Origin of the sequence: Kiloniella sp. (assembly GCF_048259265.1) — a bacterium.
Classification (GTDB): domain Bacteria; phylum Pseudomonadota; class Alphaproteobacteria; order Kiloniellales; family Kiloniellaceae; genus Kiloniella.
The window spans coordinates 231,987-253,933 of record NZ_JBLXHT010000005.1 but is presented as its reverse complement, the minus strand read 5'-3'; the positions used below and the strand labels follow the sequence as shown (position 1 = coordinate 253,933).

The following is a 21,947-nucleotide window of genomic DNA, read 5'->3' as shown; positions in this document are numbered from 1 at the left end:
CGTCACTGGGATAATATGCGCTGCCGATCATTCGGCGAGGCAAAACATATCGGGCTAGAGCTATAGTTCTGTGACTCTACTGTGACAGTTTTATTACTCGTATTTAGGTGAAAAAACGAGTAAGTTTAAAATATATTTATTTTAAGTCATTAATATATATGAAAATATTTTTCATAATAAAAAAGATCCCAAGAAAATTCCGGGATCTCTTAATTTGAAGCTTTTGTTAAATAACCCAATCTTTATCAAGAATGTCTAGGGTCAGAAATTGACTTCGTTGATATTAATTGGTTTGCGTTGTTCCTCTGTAATCGCAGCTTGAGGTAAGTAAACTGTAAATGTTGATCCACGTCCAACTTCACTGTCGATAGTCAGAACACCGCGGTGACGGTTGACGATGTGTTTTACAATGGCAAGGCCGAGACCAGTGCCGCCAAGTTCTCGGGACCGAGCGGCATCAACACGATAAAAGCGTTCTGTCAGGCGCGGTATGTGTTCCCGGGGAATGCCATCACCTTGATCAATGATAGATATTGCCACGGACGGGCGACCAAGACGACGCATTCCTTGGCTACCAGGGCCGTAAGATTTACAGCGAATCGTTACTGTCGTTCCTTGATGCCCGTATTTAACAGCGTTTTCTAAAAGGTTCTGAAAAACCTGTGTCAGTGCCTCTGTGTCACCAAGGACGGGAATAACATCATCCATATCCCGGCGGATGGTAATATTTTTACTTTGAATTTGAGTGTGTAGCCCCTCAATGATTGTGGTCATGGCCTCGCTCAAATCAGTCACACTGGTTGGTGGTGTGTGCTCGAGTAACTCGATTTTAGACAGAGATAGTAAATCAGATACCAAGCGGGACATACGTTCTGATTGATCTTGCATGATCTTGAGGAATTTTTGCTGTGCGTCAGGATCATCTTTGGCCGGGCCTTTGAGCGTTTCGATAAAGCCCATCAGGCTTGCCAATGGCGTTTTAAGTTCATGACTGACATTGGCGACAAAATCTTCTCGCATTTGTTCAACGCGTTTTGCCGATGTTAAATCGTGAAGGCTAATAATAACCTTTGTACCGTCCCACGTCTGCTCGGGCATGCGCGCAATGCGTGCTTGGAGATAGCGTTCAACGCGACCGTGAATCTTGAAATCAACGAATCTGGAAATATCTTTCTGGCTTTTTTCAAGTTCATCAATGGTGTTGAGGATGGAGGGATTCCGCAAGACTGTTGAGAGTTCTTTTCCGGCTAATTTATCCTCAAATATTGTCTCAGCTGCGGGATTGCCACGGATAATTTTTCTTTTAGTGCCCAACATGATCAAGGGATCGGGTAAGGAGCGAAGAATTGCTTCGTTACCATCAGTGACATCTTCTAGTTGGCGTCTGTATTGCTGTCTTTCTTGTGCCATCCGAGACAAGGTTGAATTAAGTTCGGGATAAAGAAAGCTGCCCACTGCAGATGGTGGTTCTGGTAGGGCATCTCGACCTTTTAATTGCCGAAGGGCAGTAATATATTCTTTCAGACGTTCAACGTGACTGTAGTGGCTATTTAGGATGTAGCTGGTGCCAACAAGTATGAGTAAACCGGATATCAGTGCTGCTTGCCAGACCACTAGATGAAGAATGACGAGCGCAAACAGGACGGCAATGGCCGGGGATGATAAAATGAGTGACGACGTAAATAGTCGATTATATTTGTCCTGACGAACTGGCATGTTGACCCGATTGTGTTAGCGAATAATACGGAAAGTAAGTCGTGATTTCCGCCTATACTTAACTTGTCTTCATGACAGTTTGAAGACGGTTATGAAAATTGTTTAAAATCAGTGGCTTCTGGTTATGTAAATCCAGAAGCCACTGATGAGTTCATAAAACCGTAACAAATATGTTTAATTTTTCAAATTAGAGAAAGGGTTCCTCCATCTCATTTGTAATGGATTCATAGGCACCTAATGCTGCCATGGTCACAAGGTCGGTTACTGTTGCACCCATAGGAACAATCTGTACTGGTTTTTCAAGACCTACCAGCATTGGCCCAATCACGGCCGTGCTGCCACCTGCTTTTTGGATAAGCTTGGTGGTAATATTGGCAGAATGAAGTGCTGGCATAATCAGAATATTGGCAGGCCCGGTGAGACGAGAGAAAGGGAACAATCTTTTTTGGAGATCAAAGTCCAAGGCAAGATTGGCTTGCATTTCCCCTTCGTATTCGAAACCAACATTCATTGTATCAAGTACAGAAACCGCGCGTCTGATGCGTGTTGTCGTTTCCCGGGTTGGATTGCCAAAATTAGAAAAGCTTAAAAAGGCAACACGTGGTTCGTAACCCATGGCCTGAACATGTGATGCGGCCTGAACGGCAATATCGGCAAGCTGTTCAGAGGTAGGCACTTCGTTGACTGATGTATCTGCAACGAATATGGCTTTACCATCGATGATCATCATCGACATGCCCATAGCACGTTTGCCGGGTTTGCAGTTGATTGCCCGCATTGCATCATCAAGTGATACCGCAAAGCTACGGGTCAAGCCTGTGACCATGGCATCCGCAATACCGTCTGTTACAAGACAGGAGGCAAAGATGTTCCTGTTTTGATTAACCATGCGCTGGCAGTCACGGTAGAGTTTTCCTTTACGCTGTAGGCGGTTGTACACGTAATCTGTATAGCGCTCACGGTGCTCGGAAATACTGGCATTGTGGATTTCAATGAAGTCTCCGTTGATACCCAGTAGCTGCATTGTATCTTTGATGGTTTCTTCGCGACCAACCAACAATGGTGTACCATATCCTGCATTGTAATAGGTTACCGCCGCACGAATGGCTGATTCTTCTTCGCCTTCTGCAAAAACAACACGTTTTGGGTTGTTACGTACTTTTTGTGCAATTCGCATAAATGTTGTTGCGGCAGGATCCAGACGCGCAGAAAGCTCGCGTTCATAAGCGTCTAGGTCTTCGATATTTTTACCGGCAACGCCACTTTCCATTGCCGCTTCGGCAACGGCCCTTGGAATAACGGCAACAAGACGAGGATCAAAAGGTGCGGGAATTATATAGTCCCGTCCGTATTTCAGCTGTCTGCCTGCATAAGCCTTTCCGACTTCATCAGGCACGTCCTCTTGTGCCAGTGCGGCCAGTGCCTTTGCTGCCGCAACCTTCATTTCCATGTTGATACTGGATGCGCGAACGTCAAGTGCACCACGGAAGATATAGGGAAAGCCAAGAACGTTGTTAACTTGGTTTGGATAGTCGGAACGGCCTGTTGCGACGATCGCATCGTCCCGAACCTGTGCGACATCTTCTGGCGTGATTTCTGGATCCGGATTAGCCATGGCAAAGATAATCGGGTTTGGGGCCATACTTTTAATCATTTCAGGAGAAAAAGCGCCTTTGACGGAAAGCCCAAAAACCACATCAGCATTGCGCATAGCATCTTCGAGGGTACGATCATCTGTCGGCACCGCGTGGGCAGATTTCCATTGATTCATCCCTGCTTCACGGCCCTGATAAATAACACCTTTTGTATCACAAAGTAGAATATTCTCGTGAGGAACACCCAAAGCTTTGACAAGCTCGGTACAGGCAATACCTGCTGATCCCGCACCGTTCACGACCATCTTGATTTTTTTAAGGTCTTTACCGGTGATATCAAGGGCACTTAACAAGCCGGCTGCGGCAATAATCGCGGTCCCGTGTTGATCATCGTGGAAAACAGGAATATCCAAGAGTTCCTGAAGTCTTTGTTCAATGATAAAACATTCTGGCGCTTTTATATCTTCCAGATTAATCCCGCCAAAAGTCTTCCCTAAAAAGCGAACACAGTTGACGAATTCATCAACATTTTCGGTATCGACTTCGAGATCAATGCCATCAACATCTGCAAATCGTTTAAATAAAACGGCTTTACCTTCCATCACAGGTTTTGAACCAAGAGCACCAAGATTACCAAGGCCGAGAACGGCAGTGCCATTTGATATTACAGCGACAAGGTTCCCCTTGGCGGTATAGTCGTAAGCTGCGGCGGGATTTTTGGCGATTTCCAAACAAGGCACAGCAACGCCAGGGGAATAAGCGAGGGACAAATCTCGTTGTGTTGTGAGGGGTTTGGTTGCTTTGATTTCCAGTTTTCCGGGACGTCCCGAGGCATGAAAGTCCAGCGCATCTGCGTCGGTGGTTCGGGAATTGTGCTTAGGCACGGGTCTGCTCTCCGCTATAATAATAAATAAGTGTCGTCGTCAGGGTGATTTTGGTCTTGTTTTGATATGAATGAAACCTGTTAGGCGGTCCTTAAGGATATACTGCATTGCAAAAAAGCCAATTGGAAGAGAAATTGTTCAAAAAAGTCCTCGTTGGACTAATTAAATTAGCGATATGCGCAGCTGATTGTTTTCACTGACGCGAAATAAGGGTAAAAGAAATAAGCAAATCGCGTTTTGATAAGAGAGAGTTAATTAATTCTATCTTATTGTTAAAAAGATCTTCTCTTGAGTGTGTATAGAAGAAAGCATTTAATCTTTGTTGGTAAATTACTTGGCATTGGCTCGGAATATTTATGCAGACTCTTTTTCAGCGATATAAAGCCTCGATGATTGGGGACATAACGTTAAATACAATTGAGTGCTTAGCTTATAAACAAAGTTATGTTGCGGGTTTTTCTTATGTTTAAATCTGCAAAAACAATTAATGCCAAGTTATTATATCTTATTGTTCCTGCTGTTCTTATTGCCACGATGGTCGAATCTTTTGTGGATAGCTATCTGGATTTCGAAGAAGAACAGACCATGGTTTCTGAACAGTGGCATAATTTGGCATCGACTCAGGCCAATGTCGTTTCAGGGTATCTTTGGAATTTTGATCTGGAAGCAATTGAATCGCACTTAGGCAGCCTTATTGAATTCTCTGAGGTTTATAGGGCTGAGGTCTATGATGAAAAAGATAATTTAATAGCGAAAAAAGAAGTCGCAGATAAAATTTTGCAGACGCATAGAAGCTATACCCTCGATATTATCTATGAGGATCCCTTTGTTAATCGCAAAATTGGTAAGTTTATCCTTGTTGTTGCCTATACGGATATATCCACAAAGCTGTGGAACAATTTTGTGGATGAGATTCCCGAAGGTATCCTTGTTGTTTTTGGCCTCTCAGGCGTTCTTTTCTTTGCAACCCGGCGTTATTTGATCAAGCCAATTCAGGACTTGGGCCAAGGTTTTGCATCCTTCGATAAGCAAGAACTTCGTCATAAGATCCCTGTCACGTCCGAAGATGAGGTTGGTGAACTCATTGAGGGATATAACCGGATGATTGATAAGCTTGAACAGCATGAGAAACAGCAGCTTATTTATGTGCAAGGATTGGAAGCAGCGAACCGGGCAAAGACCTATTTCTTGGCAAATATGAGTCATGAGCTGCGGACGCCGTTGAATGCGATTATTGGTTTTTCAGAAATGATCAAATACGAGATGCTCGGAAAAATTCAAGAACCGCGATACAAGGCCTATGCTGAAGATATTTATAGCAGTGGATCGTTGTTGCTGGAAATTATCAATGACATTCTCGACATGTCAAAAATTGAAGCCGGCGAACTTAGTCTGGTTGAAGAAATTGTTGATATTGAGGAGGCTGTATCTGCGTGTCTGAAAATTGTAAATAATCGTGCTGAACGTAATCTGATAACGTTGAAATCAAATGTCAGTCCTGATTGTCCTTATCTTCTCGGTGATAATACCAGATTACGGCAGTTGTTGTTGAACTTGTTGAGTAATGCAGTGAAGTTCACATCCGAAGGTGGAGAGGTTGTTCTGTCAGCCTGGTTGAATGAAAAAACCCAAATAGTTATCTCTGTTGAAGATACGGGAATTGGTATTCCTGAAGAAAAAATTAAGGAAGTTTTAAAGCCCTTTATTCAGGTTGATAGCCACCTTACAAGACAACACGAAGGAACCGGCCTGGGGCTTCCCTTGTCGAAAACGTTGATGGAATTACACGACGGTGAGCTCATTTTAGAGAGTGAGTTTAACAAGGGGACCAAAGTTACGTTAGTTTTCCCGTCTAAACGCACTGACATGAGCGTGAAAAAGCAGGTGAATTAGACTGCTGACAGCTCAAAAATTTTAAAAACGAAAATCGGGTAAGCATTCTTTGCTCAGCAATGCGAGTGTGTTATTTTCCCCACCCTGTTTTCTTTTTTTGAGTATTGCCTTTCTGTGACTGAAATAACAAAGACCATTCCCTGCGACCAGGACCAAGAAACCCCGAACTCTGTGCTTTCTGGTCATAAAGAAAGCAAAAAGGCTGATCAATCTGCACCGGACCAAACAGCGAAAGATCAATCTGGGTCAAGACCCAAGATTGCATCAAAGGTCAAGGCTGCTGAAAAAGTAACGCCAATGATGGCGCAATATCTGGAGATTAAAGAAGATCACCCAGATTCATTGCTGTTTTATCGCATGGGTGATTTTTACGAACTTTTCTTTGATGATGCGGTGCAAGCTTCGGAAGCTCTAGATATTACGCTGACCAAACGAGGTCATCACAAGGGAGATGATATCCCTATGTGTGGTGTACCGTTCCACGCGGCAGAGGGCTATTTATCACGGTTGATTCGCAAGGGCTTCAAGGTTGCAATTTGCGAACAAATGGAAAATCCGGCCGAAGCGAAGAAACGTGGGGCAAAATCGGTTGTTAAACGGGGTGTTGTCCGTTTGGTCACACCGGGCACCATTACAGAAGATGAACTTCTGGATGCACGAAGCCACAACTATCTTGCGGCTTTAACTGATGCCGCTGGTGATTACGGGCTTTCCTGGCTGGATATGTCCACGGGCGATTTTTATACCCAGCCTTTGGCTGCTTCGGACAATAATATAAATGGCGTCCTTCTTGCCGCTTTGGCGCGCCTTAATCCCGGTGAGCTTCTGCTACCAGAACGCTTGTTTTCGCGTGAAGAGCTAGCTGATGTAGTTAATGAATGGCGGTCCGTTTTGTCGCCGCTTCCATCATCGCGGTTTGATAGCGAAAACGCCCGCCGTCGTTTGGAGGATGTGTTTTCGATAAAGGCGCTTGATGCTTTTGGAGAATTCTCTCGGGCTGAAGTGGCCGCGTCAGGCTCTTTGCTTGATTATGTTGAACTTACACAAAAGGGCAAACTGCCCCGTCTGTCTTCGCCCAAGCGGGTCCGTAGTGATGCTGTTATGGAAATTGACGCAGCGACCCGACGAAATCTGGAACTGACCCAAGCGTTGACGGGGGGGCGCAAGGGAAGTCTGCTCGCAACGATCGACAGGACCGTGACTGGTGCGGGGGCCAGATTATTAGGCGCGCGTATGGCGGCCCCTTTAACGCAGCCGGAAGCAATTTCTCATCGTCTGAATATGGTGTCATGGTTTGTCGAAGAAGATGGACTTCGTCAGGATTTGCGCGCAAGTCTTCGTCAATGCCCTGATATTGAGCGCGGTTTGTCCCGTTTAACCGTCGGACGCGGGGGGCCGCGTGATGTCGCTGGCATCCGGGATGCTTTGTCTGAAGCTGGCAAATTAAAGTCGATGCTGGGCGGAGTACAGTTGGATAGCCTGCCTGAGGGTATAAAAAATTGCATTGAGAGACTGGGTGACCACCGGGAACTCTGTAATATGCTTCAACGGGCTTTACGAGAAGACTTGCCGTTGCTCGCACGGGATGGCGGGTTTATCGCCTTAGGCTTTTCACCAGATTTGGATGAATATAAACAACTGAGAGATGATAGCCGTAAGTTAATTGCCGGGCTTCAGGCGAGATATGCCGGAATTACGGGTGTTAATAGTCTGAAGATCAAACATAACAACGTTCTTGGTTATTTTATTGAGGTCAGTCCAACAAACGCTTCCAAAGTTAATACCGATGCTGACTCAGAATTTATCCACCGCCAAACGCTTGCTTCTGCAATGCGCTTTACCACGGTCGAGCTTTCTGATCTTGAGCAAAAAATTTCAGGTGCAGCAGGCAAGGCTTTAGCCATTGAGCTGGAACTTTATGACGACCTGGTTGGTAAAGTTGTAGAACAAGCTGATGAGATTGCTTTGGCAGCGCGTACACTCGCAGAATTAGACGTTAATGCTGCTTTGGCGGAACTATCTGTTAGTGAGCGTTGGAATCGTCCCAAAGTTGATAGCAGTCTGGCGTTTGATGTAATTGGCGGGCGTCACCCTGTTGTTGAAGCTGCTTTGTCCAAAACGTCCGAGGGGCCTTTTGTGGCCAATAACTGTTCGTTAGAAGATCAACAGCGCTTATGGCTGATTACCGGACCTAACATGGCTGGTAAATCAACCTTTCTCAGGCAGAATGCATTGATCGCGGTTTTGGCGCAGATGGGATCTTTTGTGCCCGCTGAGGCTGCACATATCGGATCTATTGACCGGTTGTTCAGCCGTGTTGGCGCCGCTGATGATCTGGCCCGCGGGCGATCTACATTTATGGTTGAGATGGTGGAAACTGCGGTTATCCTCAATCAATCGACAGAGCGATCATTGGTTATTCTTGATGAGATTGGGCGTGGTACAGCCACATATGATGGTTTGTCTATTGCGTGGGCCTGTGTTGAGCACTTGCATGAAACCAATAAATCACGTGCTTTATTTGCAACCCACTATCATGAATTGACCAGTTTAACATCAAAGCTCAAATCACTTTCCTGCCATTCTATGCGTGTTAAGGAATGGAAGGGTGAAGTGGTCTTTTTGCATGAAGTTACAAATGGTGCTGCGGATCGATCCTATGGGATTCATGTGGCCAAGCTGGCCGGATTGCCTGTTGCCGCGGTTACCCGTGCAGAGCAGGTTCTGGAGACATTGGAAAAAGACGGACAAGCTGGGAATTTGACACATCTTGCCGAAGATCTCCCTCTCTTTGCCAGTTTGCCAACAACGACGCCAGAAGGAGAAGTTGATCAAAGTGCTTCCGTTGTTGACCAACGCTTAAGTGAAATAAATGTGGACGATCTAACGCCTCGTCAGGCACTGGATTTAGTTTATGAGCTTAAGGCCGTTGGTAAAGAGTAGGTTTCTATTGTTCCTAAAGTTTCAAAAATCCAAGGGACATTAAATAATAACACAAGGTATAAAAGCAGGACGGCATGCCGATAACATCTCTCGATTATGCGTATCATCAGGACGTAAAGAACAAAACGGCTATTTTTCCTGCTTCTAAGCTTGAAGCTGCGATAGCTGAAATATGTGCGGTTGATGAAACGGGACAGGTCAAACGTAATAAAGTTCTCGAACTTTTACGGGATGCATTACAAGGTGGGCATGCAGAGGTCCGCAAGCGTTTTGATAAAAAGTCTTCTGGAACAATGGTTGTACGCGCGAACTGTTTTCTGGTTGATCAAATTCTGAAGCTTGTTTTTAAATTTGTTGATGAAGAGATGTATCCGATTGGATCGCGTTCCAAAGGTGAAACCTTTGCTGTTGTAGCAGTTGGGGGGTATGGCCGCGGAGAATTGGCACCGCAGTCTGATGTCGATTTACTGTTTTTGTTACCTTATAAGAGCGTTCCTAGGACAGAGCAGGTGGTTGAGGCCATGCTTTATTTTCTGTGGGACCTCAATTTCAAAGTTGGCCATTCCGTTCGCAACGTAAAGGAATGCATCCGAAGCTCCCTTGCCGATCTGACAATAAATACAGCCATTCTTGAGGCCCGTTATCTCTGTGGAGATGACGCGCTATACACCAAGCTCAGAAAAACTTACGACCGGGTTGTTCGCTCTGGTCATGGGGCTGAATTTATTGAACAAAAACTTAAAGAACGAAGTGAGCGACACAAAAAAGTCGGGGGGTCCCGTTATACGCTGGAACCAAATATCAAAGAGGGTAAAGGCGGATTAAGAGACTTGCATACCCTTTTCTGGATTGCGAAATTTATATATCAGGTCGATGATATTTCCAGTCTTGCGGAGCGAGGAATCTTCACCCGACAGGAAGTTCGTCAGTTTGCCAAAGCACAGTCTTTTTTGTGGTCCTTACGCTGTGCATTACATTATTTGACGAACAGACCGGAAGAACGCTTGTCATTTGATGTGCAGCGTGACCTTGCAGACTGGATGAATTATACTGATCACGCCGGAACCAAGGGTGTTGAGCGGATGATGAAGCATTACTTTATCGTCGCAAAAGAGGTTGGTGGTCTCACACGTATTTTTTGTGCAGCTTTGGAAGCTGAACATAATCGTAGATCGGGTTTCCGTCTTCCACTTCCTTTTCTCAAGCGTAAGCGTTCCATCGAAAAGTTTCGTTTAGAAGGCGATCGTCTGACTTTTCGTCAGGATGATGCAATCGAAACAAATCCTGTCGAAATGTTACGTATCTTCCATGTCGCCCAAAAACACGATTTGGATATCCATCCTGCAGCATTACGCAAAATTACCCAATCTCTGCGTTTGATTAAAAAAAGTATCCGTCAGGACGAAGCCGCCAGTCGCCTGTTCCTAAATATTCTGACGTCGCCCAAAGACCCTGAAAAAACGTTACGCCGATTAAATGAGTCCGGTGTTTTAGGACGTTTCGTTCCTGACTTCGGGCGTGTCGTCGCTTTGATGCAATTCAATATGTACCACCATTATACCGTGGATGAGCATACGCTGTTTGCGATAGGAATTTTACATCAGATTGAAAAAGGAACGCTGAAGAAAGAAGCCCCAATTGCAAGTGCGGTGGTTCACAAAATCCTGTCACGTAAAGTGCTTTATGTGGCTGTATTCCTACATGATATAGCCAAAGGTAGGAAAGGTGACCATTCCATTGAAGGGGCTAAAATAGCACAAAGAATCTGCCCTCGGATGGGGCTGACACCAGAGGAAACAGAGACTGTTTCATGGTTGATTCGTTATCATTTGACCATGAGCGAGACTGCTTTCTCAAGGGATATTGATGATCCCAAAACTATTCAGGATTTTTCTGAGATCGTACAGTCTCCAGAGCGGTTGAGGTTGTTACTGGTGCTGACTGTTGCTGACATTCGGGCGGTGGGGCCGAATGTTTGGAATGCCTGGAAAGCTGCTTTGTTACGTGATCTTTACTGGCGTACCGAAGAGCTTTTATCGGGTGGATTAGCTGCAGAGGGTCAAGAGAGACGGATTCAAGTGGCGTGGGAAGTTCTGACAAAAGAGCTATCCCATTGGCCTGCACAGGATGTTGCCAAGCATCTTGAACTTGGAACAGTTTCTTATTGGATTTCAACAGATACAGAAACCCAGAAGCGTCGAGCTGAACTAATTCGCAAGGCAGAAAACGATAAATCTCCTTATACATCCGAAGTTCGTGTTGATACCTATCGCCAAATTACAGAGGTCACAATCTATACAGCAGACCACCCCGGATTGTTCAGCAGGGTTGCAGGGGCTTTGGCTGTATCTGGTGCTTCTATTGAAGGAGCAACGATTCATACGCTGAAAAACGGGATGGCATTAGATAGTTTTTATATTGCGGATGCCCATACCAAAGGTATGATTAATGACCCGGAACGTTTGGCAACGCTGGAAACGGCAATCGAAAAGTCCCTAACGGGTGAATTAAAAACGGCAAAGTTGCTTAAGAATCTTCCGACCAGATTACCAAGCAGAGTTCATAATGCATTAAAGGTAAAGCCCCGGGTGCTGGTCGATAATAAAGCAAGTGAAAGCTACACCGTCTTGGAGATTAATGGTCAGGATCGACCTGGATTACTTTACTATCTGACGCAGGCTTTGACCAAATTGGGCTTGCTAGTTCATTCTGCGCGTATTGCGACCTATGGTGTGCGGGCGGTTGATGTTTTCTATGTTCAGTCAGCTTTGGGTGACAAGGTTTCGTCAGAACAAAAAGTTAAAAATATCCAGAAAAAATTATTGGAAGTGTTCAATGCTTGATTAACTCTCTTTGGGATATACTGAATGGAGTAAGTCAGTTTAGGTGCGAGTTAAGTACATGAAGACGGTTTCATCACTGGTTTTCACAAGCCCGCGTTGTCAGCGGTTGCATGACTATTGGTGGGAACTGAAATATTCAAGTGGTCAAACTATTCCAAAGAAAAGTGATTTCAACCCTGCTGCCGTAAAAACGATTCTATCACATATCTTGATACATGATCTGAGCACACCTGGGCAATCGCTACTTCGTCTGGTAGGTACGGGGATAGTTGATCGTATCGGGTTTGATCCAACAGGACGGGATTATGTTGAATTTGTCTCGGAAGAGCGGCGGGATGATGCCTACAATGAGCTTTTCAAAGTAGCTTCTTTTCCCTGTGGTATGAGGGTGATCCTTGAAGGTCGGTACGAATCTGGGCTGGCACATGTTTCTGAAACGGTTGGCTATCCCCTTGCCTCAGATAATGGGGATTATCACTATCTGGTTTTTGTCGACGATGTGCTTGAGAACATTGAGTGGCATCAAAATTCAGACAAACAATTAAATTACAATAAAGTTAATCAAAGAGACTATATCGATATTGGTTTTGGGACACCGCTTCCTCTTTCATCTTAGGTTTAACAAGATGATAGAAAGCAGCTTTTCAATAAGCTTCGGATATTTCTTTGTTATCGTCGATGTCTTTGCAGAATCATCCTCTTCCAAATCCTAACCGCTTCCTCTACAAAGGTGTGGGCATGAGGGTGAGTTTACAGGTGATGAAGTGAAACTCCCTTTGTGAGTTCTATGCGGAGTATCTGAATGTCTTTGGTTCGTAATCTGGCGACAGTAAGCGGTTTTACTGGGTTAAGCCGTATTCTTGGTTTTGTACGTGATATTCTTGTCGCTGCTTTTTTAGGCGCAGGGCCAATTGCCGATGCCTTCTTTGTCGCCTTTCGATTACCAAATTTATTCCGTCGTCTGTTTGCAGAAGGGGCGTTTAACGCTGCTTTTGTTCCCTTATATGCCGGAAAAGTAGAGGCTGAAGGACGGGAAGCTGCTCAGACATTTGCCGAACAGACTCATGCGGTGATGTTTACCTTTATGTTGTTGTTGACCTTTGGGGCAATGGCATCGATGCCTTGGGTGACCTATGCGCTCGCACCTGGATTTGAAGATTGGGTCCTTAAAGTTTCTACTCAAGAAGCGATAAATCTCAAACCTCAAGGACTTGGGGAGACCTTGGCCATACCTAGTGAGTTTATCTCTAAGCTGGCCTATGCTGAACAGCTTAATATGATCACTTTTCCCTATTTGTTCTTCATGGTCATTGTGGCCCTCTTTTCTGGCATGTTGAACTCGTTGGGGCGTTTTGCAGCTGCGGCTGCGGCCCCTATTCTGCTTAATGTGTTTTTTATTATTACATTGGTTCTTATTGTTCCACGGGTACCAGATCCGGGCCAGGCCATGGCGTGGACCGTGACCGCAGCCGGGTTCGGCCAGATGCTTTTGTTATTCATTTCTCTAAAGCGTGCTGGTTTGAATATGAGAATGCGATTACCTAGGTTATCGAGCGATGTGAAAACCTTAATGCGCCGTATGGTTCCAGGTGTGCTTTCAGCTGGTGCGATGCAGATTAATGTTGTTATTGGCACAATGATTTCGACTTTTCAGGAAGCCGGCGTCTCTTTTCTCTATTATGCAGAGCGTGTCTACCAGCTACCTTTGGGGATGATAGGAATTGCCTTTGGTGTTGTTCTTTTGCCTGAATTAGCGCGAAAATTAAAAGCTAATGATGATAAAGGTGCGATGAATAGCATGAACAGAGGCATGGAAATGGCCTTGTTGTTGACGCTACCTGCTACCATTGCTTTGATTGTTATGCCTTGGCCAATTGTTGTGACTTTATTTGAACGGGGATTGTTTAGCCGTGAGACAAGCGACGCAACTGCTGTTGCGCTTATGGCTTATGCCGCTGGTCTTCCTGCATATGTGTTGGTAAAAATCTTACAGCCTGCTTTTTACGCACGGGAAGATACGGTAACACCGTTCCGTTTGGCAATTGTGTCGATATTTATAAATATTGCGCTCAGTTTGATACTTTTCCAGTTTATTCAATATGTTGGGATCGCTTTGGCGACGGCTATTTCATCTTGGGTAAATGTTTTGATGCTCTGGATTGTTTTGGTTCGTAAGGATCATTTAAAACTTGATGGACGATTCGTTTCCAGATTACCAAAAATACTGGCTTCTTCTCTGGTGATGGGGGGTGTTCTCTGGTCCGGGATGCGCTGGTTACGTCCTTGGTTCGACGGTGAGCTTTATGAGAAAGTAGCCGCACTTTCTGCGTTGATTGGCGCTGGCCTTCTTGTCTATGCTCTTTTGTCACTCTTGCTTGGCGCGGTGCGCCCAGCCGATTTTTCAGCGATGTTCCGGCGCGGCAAAGCCTAAACTTTAGAGTCTTTTAGACGTGATAAAGCTTAAAGCTTTGAAATATTTTAAACCCAATAGTGAAAGGATAGTAGGATTATCCTTTCACTATTGGGTGATTTAATCTGATGTTCGTCAGTGGTCTAAAGCTTTATCTAAAAAGTCTATGCGATCTTGTCCCCAAAAATTTTCACCGTTGTAAACGTAAGTTGGTGAACCAAAGACGTCACGGTCATGGGCTTCTTTTGTCGTCTTGATATAGGCTTGAGCCATAGCATCACTTTTCGCTTGGGCAATAAGTGTATTTGGATCAAAGCCGCATTCGCGAGAAATTTCTGCAAGTGTTGTTTCTTCGGCAATATTTCTGTCTTGAGACCAGACTGCCGTCAGAACAGCATCACTAAAAGCCCCTGCATTTCCACCTGCTTCTTGAACTGCGTAAACCATTTGCGCTGCGAGTGTTTGGTCCGCAGGCCAAAAGGCAGGCTCAAAATTCATAGGGACGCCCAAATGCTTGGACCAGCGTTTTAATTCAACCATTCTGTATTTCATACGAGATGGGTGGCGTTTACTTGGTGGCGTTCCGCCCATAACCTCAAACGTGTCCATAACAGATATGGGTTTGTAATTTACGGTGGCGTTGTGTTTCGCCACAACGCGGTTGAAGTGCTTTATTCCGAGATAGCTCCAAGGGGATAGAAGAAAGTGATAATTGTCGATAACTTTGGTCATTATTCTGTCCTACTAAAAGGGTGTTTTTACGTGTTCGCGGCAGAAACAGGATCTTGAGATAAGAGTTTTAAACGTTGGTTTCGTCCAATCATCTTTCTGTGAGAAAGAGAATTCAGGATTATAATTGCTTAGGTAAGAAACAAATAGTTTCGTTTTTCGAAAAGCGAAGATTTTGTACTTTCGTTTTTTTTGAAGTCATTTTAAACTGTCATCAATATATAATAATAAGATGAGCTCAGGGGAATTTAAAATGGACACTCTCAATCCCAGACAGCGTGAAATTGTTGGCCTTGCTCGGGAAGAAGGACGTGTTTTAGTCGAAGAACTGGCTACTCGCTTCGAAGTATCTCTTCAGACAATACGCAAAGACCTTAATGAAATTTGTGCGCGCGCCATATTGAAAAGAATCCATGGTGGCGCTGTCTTTGCGGCGGGGGTCGAAAATTTGCGTTATGACGCAAGACGTATGATTGCCAAAGATGAAAAAAGAGGAATAGGTGCGGCGGCGGCTGATTTGGTGCCGGATAATTGTTCTCTTTTTATTAACATAGGCACAACAACCGAAGAAGTTGCACAGTGCTTGTTAAGTAAGAAAGATTTGCTGGTCATCACTAATAACATAAATGTTGCCAATATATTACGTCCGGCACCATCAATTGATGTTATAATCGCCGGGGGAATGGTTCGCCGTTCAGATGGTGGTGTGGTGGGCGAAACCGCTGTTGATTTTATCAAGCAATTTAAAGTGGATTTTGCCATCATCGGGACCTCGGCGGTAGACGAAGATGGGTCTTTACTGGATTTCGATCTAAGGGAAGCGAAAGTGGCTCAGGCCATAATTGATAACGCTCACCACGTTATTTTGTGTGCTGATAAAATGAAACTAAAACGAACCGCCCCTGTTCGCGTTGCAGAATTTGATCAAATTAATACTTTTGTAACAGACAGCCTTGAATCCGAAAACCTGAGGAAAATCTGTAGGGATAGCGGTATACGCCTTATTGAATCTGAGCTGTCATAAAAATGTAATAAAAATTTTCACTTGCGAACCTTGAAATCTTCGAATAGCGTGCAAAACGAAACCAAAAGGAAACTCGTTTCGAAAGATTCGAATACATACGGTACAGCTTTTTCAGTAAGTACTGTGTTGGGGAGGTATTGTGAGCGGTCAGACGTATGATCTGGTCATCGTTGGTGGTGGCGTTAATGGGTGCGGAATTGCTAGAGATGCTGCGGGTCGTGGACTTTCAGTATGTGTTGTTGAACAAAGCGATTTAGCACAGGCAACCAGCTCGGCGAGTACCAAGCTTATTCATGGTGGATTACGATATCTTGAACACTATGAGTTTCGTCTTGTCCGCGAAGCTTTAATTGAACGCGAAACCCTTTGGGCGATGGCGCCGCATATCATCTGGCCGCTTCGTTTCGTTTTGCCACACAACAAATCACAACGGCCCGGTTGGCTTATTCGTATTGGACTTTTCTTGTACGACAATCTCGGCGGGCGGAAAAAGCTGCCAGCAAGTCACGGATTAAATCTGAAAACCGATGAAGCAGGATCTCCTTTGAAAGAGGGCTTTGCAAAAGGTTTTGAGTATTCTGACTGTTGGGTTGATGATGCGCGTCTGGTTGCCTTGAATGCGATAGATGCACGGGATAAAGGGGCAGACATTCATTGCCGGACCCGTTGTGTTGATGCCAAAGTTAAAGACGGTATTTGGAATCTTACCTGTGAAAATACTAATGATGGCGATCGACGGGTCATCAAGGGTAAGGTTCTTGTAAATGCTTCTGGCCCGTGGGTATCGAAGTTCCTGAATGAAGAAATGGAAAGTTCGTCTCATCATTCTATACGAATGGTCAAGGGAAGCCACATTGTCGTTCCAAAGCTGTTTGACCATGATCGCTGTTATATTTTCCAGAATGACGACAAGCGTATTGTTTTTGCTATTCCCTATGAAAAGGATTTCACGCTGATCGGGACCACTGACGAAGATTTTCAAGGTGACCCAGCTGACGTTAAGATTTCTCAGGACGAGATTGAATATCTTTGCCGCTTGTCAAACAGCTATTTCAAAACCTCTATTTCTTCAAATCAGGTTGTTCATACCTATTCTGGTGTTCGCCCGCTTTATGACGATGGTGCAAGCCAGGCACAGGAAGCAACACGTGATTATGTCTTGAAGGTTGACGAGCTTGATGGCGCCCCTGCCCTGAATATTTTTGGTGGGAAGATCACGACGTATCGTCGTCTGGCAGAACATGCCATTGAAAAACTTTCTGGATTTTTCCCTGAAATTGGGGGAGCTTGGACTCAGGGCGCTACCCTTCCCGGCGGCGATTTCCCGTGTGAGCAGGCAACTGAACAAGTTTCTAAATTACAAAAAGAATATCCGTTTATAAGAAAAAGCCATGCAGAGCGGTTGATACGGAGTTACGGAACCCGTTATTCGCTTTTACTTGGTAATGCTAAGTCGCTAGAGGATTTAGGTCAGAATTTCGGAGCTGATCTTTATGAAGCAGAAGTGCGTTATCTGATGATCCATGAATGGGCGCAGAAAGCGGATGATGTACTGTGGCGTCGAAGCAAACTAGGACTGAGAATCAAGGGAGCAGACAAGGAAGCACTATCCGAATGGATGGCGCAGAATATTAAAAAACTGGCAAAAGCCAGCTAAACAAAAATAGAAAAACAAAACCAACTATAAAGTTGAGTTTCGTGGGGTTGAAATGACGTTATCTCTAGAGAATATCTGGAGGACGGTCGGAGACGAAGTACACATAGCTGAGGCAAACCTCAGTCTGGAGCGTGGTACGCTTAACACTCTTCTCGGACCGACCCTTTCAGGTAAAACCAGTTTGATGCGGCTTATGGCCGGCTTGGATAAGCCGACTAAGGGACGTATTTCCTTTGATGGTATTGATGTAACAGGCGTTCGGGTACAAGATCGCAATGTTGCTATGGTTTATCAGCAGTTCATCAACTATCCGGCATTGACAGTGTACGAGAACATTGCGTCTCCGTTACGTATTGCCCGCGCTCCGGCTGACGAGATTGATCGTAAAGTTCGTGAAGCAGCTGCGATGATGAAGCTGGAACCAATGCTGGATCGAACACCGCTTGAGCTTTCAGGTGGTCAACAGCAGCGTACAGCCTTGGCGCGTGCCATGGTTAAAGGTGCTGACCTAGTTCTTTTGGATGAGCCGCTGGCGAACTTGGACTACAAGTTGCGTGAAGAGCTTCGCGAAGAATTGCCACGGGTATTTGCTGAAACTGGCGCTATCTTTGTCTATGCGACAACCGAACCAACAGAAGCCCTGTTGCTAGGTGGTAATACGGCGACGTTGCACGAAGGTCGAATTACACAATTCGGACCGACAATCGATATCTATCGTAATCCGAGCGATTTGTTAACGGCTGATGTTTTCTCTGATCCGCCGATCAACACCTTACCTGTTAGTATTAAGGGTGGCGTCGTTAGCCACGGTGAGAAATTCTCAGCACAAGCGACAGGTGTTTTAAATCAGGTTGGTGATGGTGATTACACATTGGGCTTCCGTCCAAATCATCTGCATATCGACAGTGATCCGAGTATGATCTCCTTTAAAACCAAGGTTGCAGTTACAGAGATCACTGGATCTGAAAGCTTTGTGCATGTAGATTTTGCAGACCAACGCTGGGTCAGCCTTACGCATGGGGTGCAGGAAATTGAAATCGATAGTGACATCGATGTCTATCTGGAACCTTCCAAGTGTTTTGTTTTTGACACCAAAGGCAAGCTGGTAGCGGGCCCCTGGGGTACAGCTGGGGAGCAAGCGTAATGGCGAAGATTGAACTCAATGGTTTGGCGCACTCCTATATGCCGCATATCCAGGAGCCACAGGATTTTGCCCTTAAAGAGCTTAATCATATCTGGGAAGATGGCGGAGCCTACGCGCTGCTTGGCCCATCTGGTTGCGGTAAAACAACACTTCTGAATATTATTTCCGGTTTGTTGAAGCCAACGCACGGTGAAATTCTCTTCGATGGAGAGGCGGTCACCAATAAGGCAACTGAAGACCGCAATATTGCACAGGTTTTCCAGTTTCCGGTGGTTTATGACACCATGACTGTCTATGACAACTTAGCTTTCCCGCTTCGCAATCGCGGTGTGAGTGCCAGTGAAGTTGACGGTCGTGTTCGTGAAATCGCTGAACTTCTGGAAATGGAAGATAGTCTCAAGCGTAAAGCAAGTGGCCTTACGGCTGATGCCAAACAGAAGATTTCTCTGGGGCGCGGTTTGGTTCGTGCTGATGTGTCAGCGATCTTGTTTGATGAGCCATTGACCGTTATTGATCCTCATTTGAAGTGGCAGTTGCGCTCTCAGCTTAAGCATCTGCACAAACGCTTTAACTACACGATGGTGTACGTCACACACGATCAGACGGAAGCACTGACTTTCGCTGATAAAGTGGTTGTTATGTACGATGGTGCTGTTGTTCAGATGGGCACGCCTGAAGAGCTGTTTGAGCGTCCAAAACATACCTTTGTTGGTTACTTCATCGGTTCACCGGGCATGAACGTTGTGCCGTGTCATATTGATGGTAAGCAGGCAATGGTTGCTGGCCATGCTTTTGCCATGGAACAGGGCCTGAGTAATATACCCGCGGGTGCCTCGCTGGAAGTTGGTATTCGTCCGGAATTCCTGTCGCTTTCACGGGAAGGGGCCGGGCCAACTGTTTCTATTCAAAAGGTAGAGGACCTTGGCCGTTTTAAGGTGGCAAGTGTCCGTCTTGAAGATCATGAGTTTAAAGTGATGGTCAACGAAGAAGATGAGGTTCCTACTGATGGTGCGCGTCTTGTTGTCGATCCAACGCATGTGAATCTTTATGCCAACAGTCATTTGGTAGAGGAGGCTTGATCATGAATAAATGGTCCGATAACCGCGCTTGGTGGCTTGTTCTTCCTGTTGTTTTAATCGTGGCATTTTCTGCGGTCATTCCTTTGATGACTGTGGTTAACTATGCCTTTCAGGATACTTTTGGAAATAATGAATTCTACTGGGCTGGTATTGAATGGTTCCAGGAAGTTCTTCGGTCTGACCGTTTCCACGGGGCGCTAGGGCGTCAGTTCCTGTTCTCCTTTATTATCCTTTCTATCGAAATTCCGCTTGGTATCGCCATTGCATTAGCGATGCCGAAAAAAGGGCTCTGGGTTCCGTTTTGCTTGATTCTTATGGCGCTGCCACTCCTGATACCCTGGAATGTGGTGGGCACGATCTGGCAAATTTTTGGCCGTATTGATATTGGTCTTCTGGGGGCTGCTCTGGATGGATTGGGTATTGAATACAACTATACGCAAAACACAATTGATGCTTGGGTGACCTTGATTGTCATGGATGTGTGGCATTGGACGTCGCTAGTTGTGTTGCTTTGCTATGCCGGTTTACAGTCAATTCCCGATGCCTATTATCAAGCCGCTAGAATTGACGGAGCGAGCAAGTGGGCGACATTCCGTTTTATCCAGTTGCCAAAGATGAATCGCGTACTCCTGATCGCTGTGCTGTTGCGTTTTATGGATAGCTTTATGATCTATACCGAGCCATTCGTTGTGACAGGTGGTGGACCGGGTAACGCGACAACCTTCCTTTCGATCGATTTGGTTCAGATGGCGATTGGTCAATTTGACCTAGGACCTGCTGCGGCGATGTCGTTGGTCTATTTCTTAATCATTCTACTTTTCAGCTGGGTATTCTTCACAGTGATGAGCTATTTAGACAGAGCGGAGACTTAAGTCATGAAAACCAAAGCTCTCGTCACTATCCTTTACATTGTTTTCTTGTTGTTGCCGATCTATTGGTTGCTGAACATGTCCTTGAAAACGAACGAGGAAATTCTCAGTACCTTTAGCCTTTGGCCACAGGATCTGACCTTTGCCAACTATATGGTGATTTTTACAGACCCAAGCTGGTACAACGGTTACATAAACTCGACAATATATGTGGTGTTGAACACGATCATTACCCTATTGGTTGCCTTGCCTGCGGCTTATGCATTCTCGCGCTATAACTTTATGGGCGATAAGCATCTGTTTTTCTGGCTTTTGACCAACAGAATGGCACCGCCAGCGGTTTTTGCCTTGCCGTTCTTCCAGCTTTATTCGGCTGTGGGATTATTTGATACGCACATAGCGGTGGCCTTGGCACACTGTCTGTTTAATATTCCCTTGGCGGTCTGGATTCTCGAAGGCTTTATGTCTGGTGTCCCGCGTGAAATTGATGAAACCGCCTATATTGACGGCTATTCGTTCCCGCGTTTCTTTACCCGTATTTTCACACCGATGATTTCTTCGGGTATCGGCGTGGCTGCATTCTTCTGTTTCATGTTCTCGTGGGTTGAATTGTTGTTGGCCAGAACGCTGACTTCTGTTGATGCCAAGTCAATTTCCGCGACCATGACACGTACCGTGTCTGCGTCGGGCCTTGATTGGGGTGTGCTAGCAGCGGCCGGGATACTGACCATTATACCGGGTATTCTGGTGATCTATTTTGTTCGTAACTATATTGCCAAGGGCTTTGCCCTGGGCCGGGTTTAAAGGGGAGTCCGTATCATGGAATTGAACTGGATGGCCTGGACTTGGCCAACGGCTACTTTCTTTATCATCATTGCAACAACGCTTGTTGTTATGACGGTATTGGCAATCAAATTCCCCGAAAGGGAAAAGGTTGGGATTCTTAATATTCCAACCACGCGTGGGGATCGATTGTTTATTACACTACTGGGCAGTGCTTTTATTCACCTCGGTTGGCTTCTGATGTCAGATATCCAACTGTGGGGAGCCCTCGTCGTAAGCGCTGTCTACGCATTCATCGTGTTTAGATGGGTGTAAACACCTAGAGGGCAAATGTGGGGTGACGAGGCAAACTCGTTTACTGAATGAAGCAACAGGGAG

The 21,947-nt window shown here is 45.4% G+C and carries 15 protein-coding genes; 12 read left to right on the top strand and 3 right to left on the bottom strand.

What is annotated here, in order from left to right:
* Positions 1-261: 261 nt before the first annotated feature.
* Both ACN0QW_RS10750 and ACN0QW_RS10745 read right to left on the bottom strand, forming a co-directional pair.
* On the bottom strand, positions 262-1,716 hold the full coding sequence (locus ACN0QW_RS10750; RefSeq protein ID WP_417431340.1) for an ATP-binding protein: 1,455 nt from the start codon (positions 1,714-1,716) through the stop codon (positions 262-264).
* Positions 1,717-1,903: 187 nt separating this feature from the next.
* Entirely contained in the window at positions 1,904-4,195 is a 2,292-nt protein-coding gene (locus tag ACN0QW_RS10745; protein ID WP_299372077.1) for an NADP-dependent malic enzyme, read from the bottom strand.
* A 462-nt stretch (positions 4,196-4,657) separates the two neighbouring features.
* Here ACN0QW_RS10745 and ACN0QW_RS10740 point away from each other — a divergent pair, with 462 nt between their 5' ends.
* The 5 genes from ACN0QW_RS10740 (at position 4,658) to murJ (ending at position 14,305) form a co-directional block, all read left to right on the top strand.
* Positions 4,658-6,088 carry a sensor histidine kinase gene (locus tag ACN0QW_RS10740; protein ID WP_417431338.1) on the top strand — a complete coding sequence of 477 codons (1,431 nt, stop codon included), beginning with the start codon at positions 4,658-4,660 and terminating at the stop codon, positions 6,086-6,088.
* 297 nt (positions 6,089-6,385) lie between these two features.
* A complete protein-coding gene (gene mutS, locus ACN0QW_RS10735; RefSeq protein ID WP_417431391.1) occupies positions 6,386-9,031 on the top strand; it encodes a DNA mismatch repair protein MutS in 2,646 nt (881 codons plus the stop codon).
* A gap of 74 nt (positions 9,032-9,105) precedes the next feature.
* Entirely contained in the window at positions 9,106-11,874 is a 2,769-nt protein-coding gene (locus tag ACN0QW_RS10730) for a [protein-PII] uridylyltransferase (RefSeq protein ID WP_417431336.1), read from the top strand.
* Between the two features lie 58 nt (positions 11,875-11,932).
* Positions 11,933-12,490, top strand: coding sequence for a PAS domain-containing protein (locus ACN0QW_RS10725; protein ID WP_417431334.1), 558 nt, complete (start codon positions 11,933-11,935; stop codon positions 12,488-12,490).
* Between the two features lie 186 nt (positions 12,491-12,676).
* The gene (gene murJ / locus ACN0QW_RS10720) at positions 12,677-14,305 is read left to right on the top strand and encodes a murein biosynthesis integral membrane protein MurJ (RefSeq protein ID WP_417431332.1); all 1,629 of its coding nucleotides are present in this window, start codon (positions 12,677-12,679) and stop codon (positions 14,303-14,305) included.
* A gap of 114 nt (positions 14,306-14,419) precedes the next feature.
* Here the strand turns inward: murJ and ACN0QW_RS10715 are convergent, their stop codons facing one another.
* A complete protein-coding gene (locus ACN0QW_RS10715; RefSeq protein ID WP_417431330.1) occupies positions 14,420-15,016 on the bottom strand; it encodes a 2-hydroxychromene-2-carboxylate isomerase in 597 nt (198 codons plus the stop codon).
* 250 nt (positions 15,017-15,266) lie between these two features.
* Between ACN0QW_RS10715 and ACN0QW_RS10710 the strand changes: the two genes are divergently transcribed.
* The 7 genes from ACN0QW_RS10710 (at position 15,267) to ACN0QW_RS10680 (ending at position 21,884) form a co-directional block, all read left to right on the top strand.
* Positions 15,267-16,037: a DeoR/GlpR family DNA-binding transcription regulator gene (locus ACN0QW_RS10710; RefSeq protein WP_417431328.1), complete on the top strand. Its 771-nt coding sequence runs from the start codon at positions 15,267-15,269 to the stop codon at positions 16,035-16,037.
* A 139-nt stretch (positions 16,038-16,176) separates the two neighbouring features.
* A complete protein-coding gene (gene glpD, locus ACN0QW_RS10705; RefSeq protein WP_417431326.1) occupies positions 16,177-17,694 on the top strand; it encodes a glycerol-3-phosphate dehydrogenase in 1,518 nt (505 codons plus the stop codon).
* A gap of 52 nt (positions 17,695-17,746) precedes the next feature.
* The gene (locus ACN0QW_RS10700) at positions 17,747-18,838 is read left to right on the top strand and encodes an ABC transporter ATP-binding protein (protein ID WP_417431324.1); all 1,092 of its coding nucleotides are present in this window, start codon (positions 17,747-17,749) and stop codon (positions 18,836-18,838) included.
* Complete coding sequence (locus tag ACN0QW_RS10695) at positions 18,838-19,917, top strand: ABC transporter ATP-binding protein (RefSeq protein ID WP_417431322.1); 1,080 nt, start codon at positions 18,838-18,840, stop codon at positions 19,915-19,917. Before ACN0QW_RS10700 ends, ACN0QW_RS10695 begins: the two co-directional genes overlap by 1 nt.
* 2 nt (positions 19,918-19,919) lie before the next feature.
* Positions 19,920-20,789, top strand: a complete 870-nt coding sequence (locus ACN0QW_RS10690; protein WP_417431320.1) for a carbohydrate ABC transporter permease — start codon at positions 19,920-19,922, stop codon at positions 20,787-20,789.
* Between the two features lie 3 nt (positions 20,790-20,792).
* Positions 20,793-21,590 carry a carbohydrate ABC transporter permease gene (locus ACN0QW_RS10685; RefSeq protein WP_047764155.1) on the top strand — a complete coding sequence of 266 codons (798 nt, stop codon included), beginning with the start codon at positions 20,793-20,795 and terminating at the stop codon, positions 21,588-21,590.
* Between the two features lie 15 nt (positions 21,591-21,605).
* Positions 21,606-21,884 (top strand): DUF2160 domain-containing protein, encoded by a 279-nt coding sequence (locus ACN0QW_RS10680; protein WP_156176779.1) that lies wholly within the window; start codon positions 21,606-21,608, stop codon positions 21,882-21,884.
* The last annotated feature ends 63 nt before the right edge of the window (positions 21,885-21,947 follow it).

What these genes read in the sequence shown, in the direction of transcription:
- ACN0QW_RS10750 (WP_417431340.1), bottom strand. Translation starts at nt 1,716, where the DNA reads ATGCCAGTTCGTCAGGACAAATATAATCGACTATTTACGTCGTCACTC.
- ACN0QW_RS10695 (WP_417431322.1), top strand. Translation starts at nt 18,838, where the DNA reads ATGGCGAAGATTGAACTCAATGGTTTGGCGCACTCCTATATGCCGCAT.
- ACN0QW_RS10730 (WP_417431336.1), top strand. Translation starts at nt 9,106, where the DNA reads ATGCCGATAACATCTCTCGATTATGCGTATCATCAGGACGTAAAGAAC.
- ACN0QW_RS10740 (WP_417431338.1), top strand. Translation starts at nt 4,658, where the DNA reads ATGTTTAAATCTGCAAAAACAATTAATGCCAAGTTATTATATCTTATT.
- mutS (WP_417431391.1), top strand. Translation starts at nt 6,386, where the DNA reads ATGATGGCGCAATATCTGGAGATTAAAGAAGATCACCCAGATTCATTG.
- ACN0QW_RS10725 (WP_417431334.1), top strand. Translation starts at nt 11,933, where the DNA reads ATGAAGACGGTTTCATCACTGGTTTTCACAAGCCCGCGTTGTCAGCGG.
- ACN0QW_RS10680 (WP_156176779.1), top strand. Translation starts at nt 21,606, where the DNA reads ATGGAATTGAACTGGATGGCCTGGACTTGGCCAACGGCTACTTTCTTT.
- murJ (WP_417431332.1), top strand. Translation starts at nt 12,677, where the DNA reads ATGTCTTTGGTTCGTAATCTGGCGACAGTAAGCGGTTTTACTGGGTTA.
- ACN0QW_RS10700 (WP_417431324.1), top strand. Translation starts at nt 17,747, where the DNA reads ATGACGTTATCTCTAGAGAATATCTGGAGGACGGTCGGAGACGAAGTA.
- ACN0QW_RS10685 (WP_047764155.1), top strand. Translation starts at nt 20,793, where the DNA reads ATGAAAACCAAAGCTCTCGTCACTATCCTTTACATTGTTTTCTTGTTG.
- ACN0QW_RS10715 (WP_417431330.1), bottom strand. Translation starts at nt 15,016, where the DNA reads ATGACCAAAGTTATCGACAATTATCACTTTCTTCTATCCCCTTGGAGC.
- ACN0QW_RS10710 (WP_417431328.1), top strand. Translation starts at nt 15,267, where the DNA reads ATGGACACTCTCAATCCCAGACAGCGTGAAATTGTTGGCCTTGCTCGG.
- ACN0QW_RS10690 (WP_417431320.1), top strand. Translation starts at nt 19,920, where the DNA reads ATGAATAAATGGTCCGATAACCGCGCTTGGTGGCTTGTTCTTCCTGTT.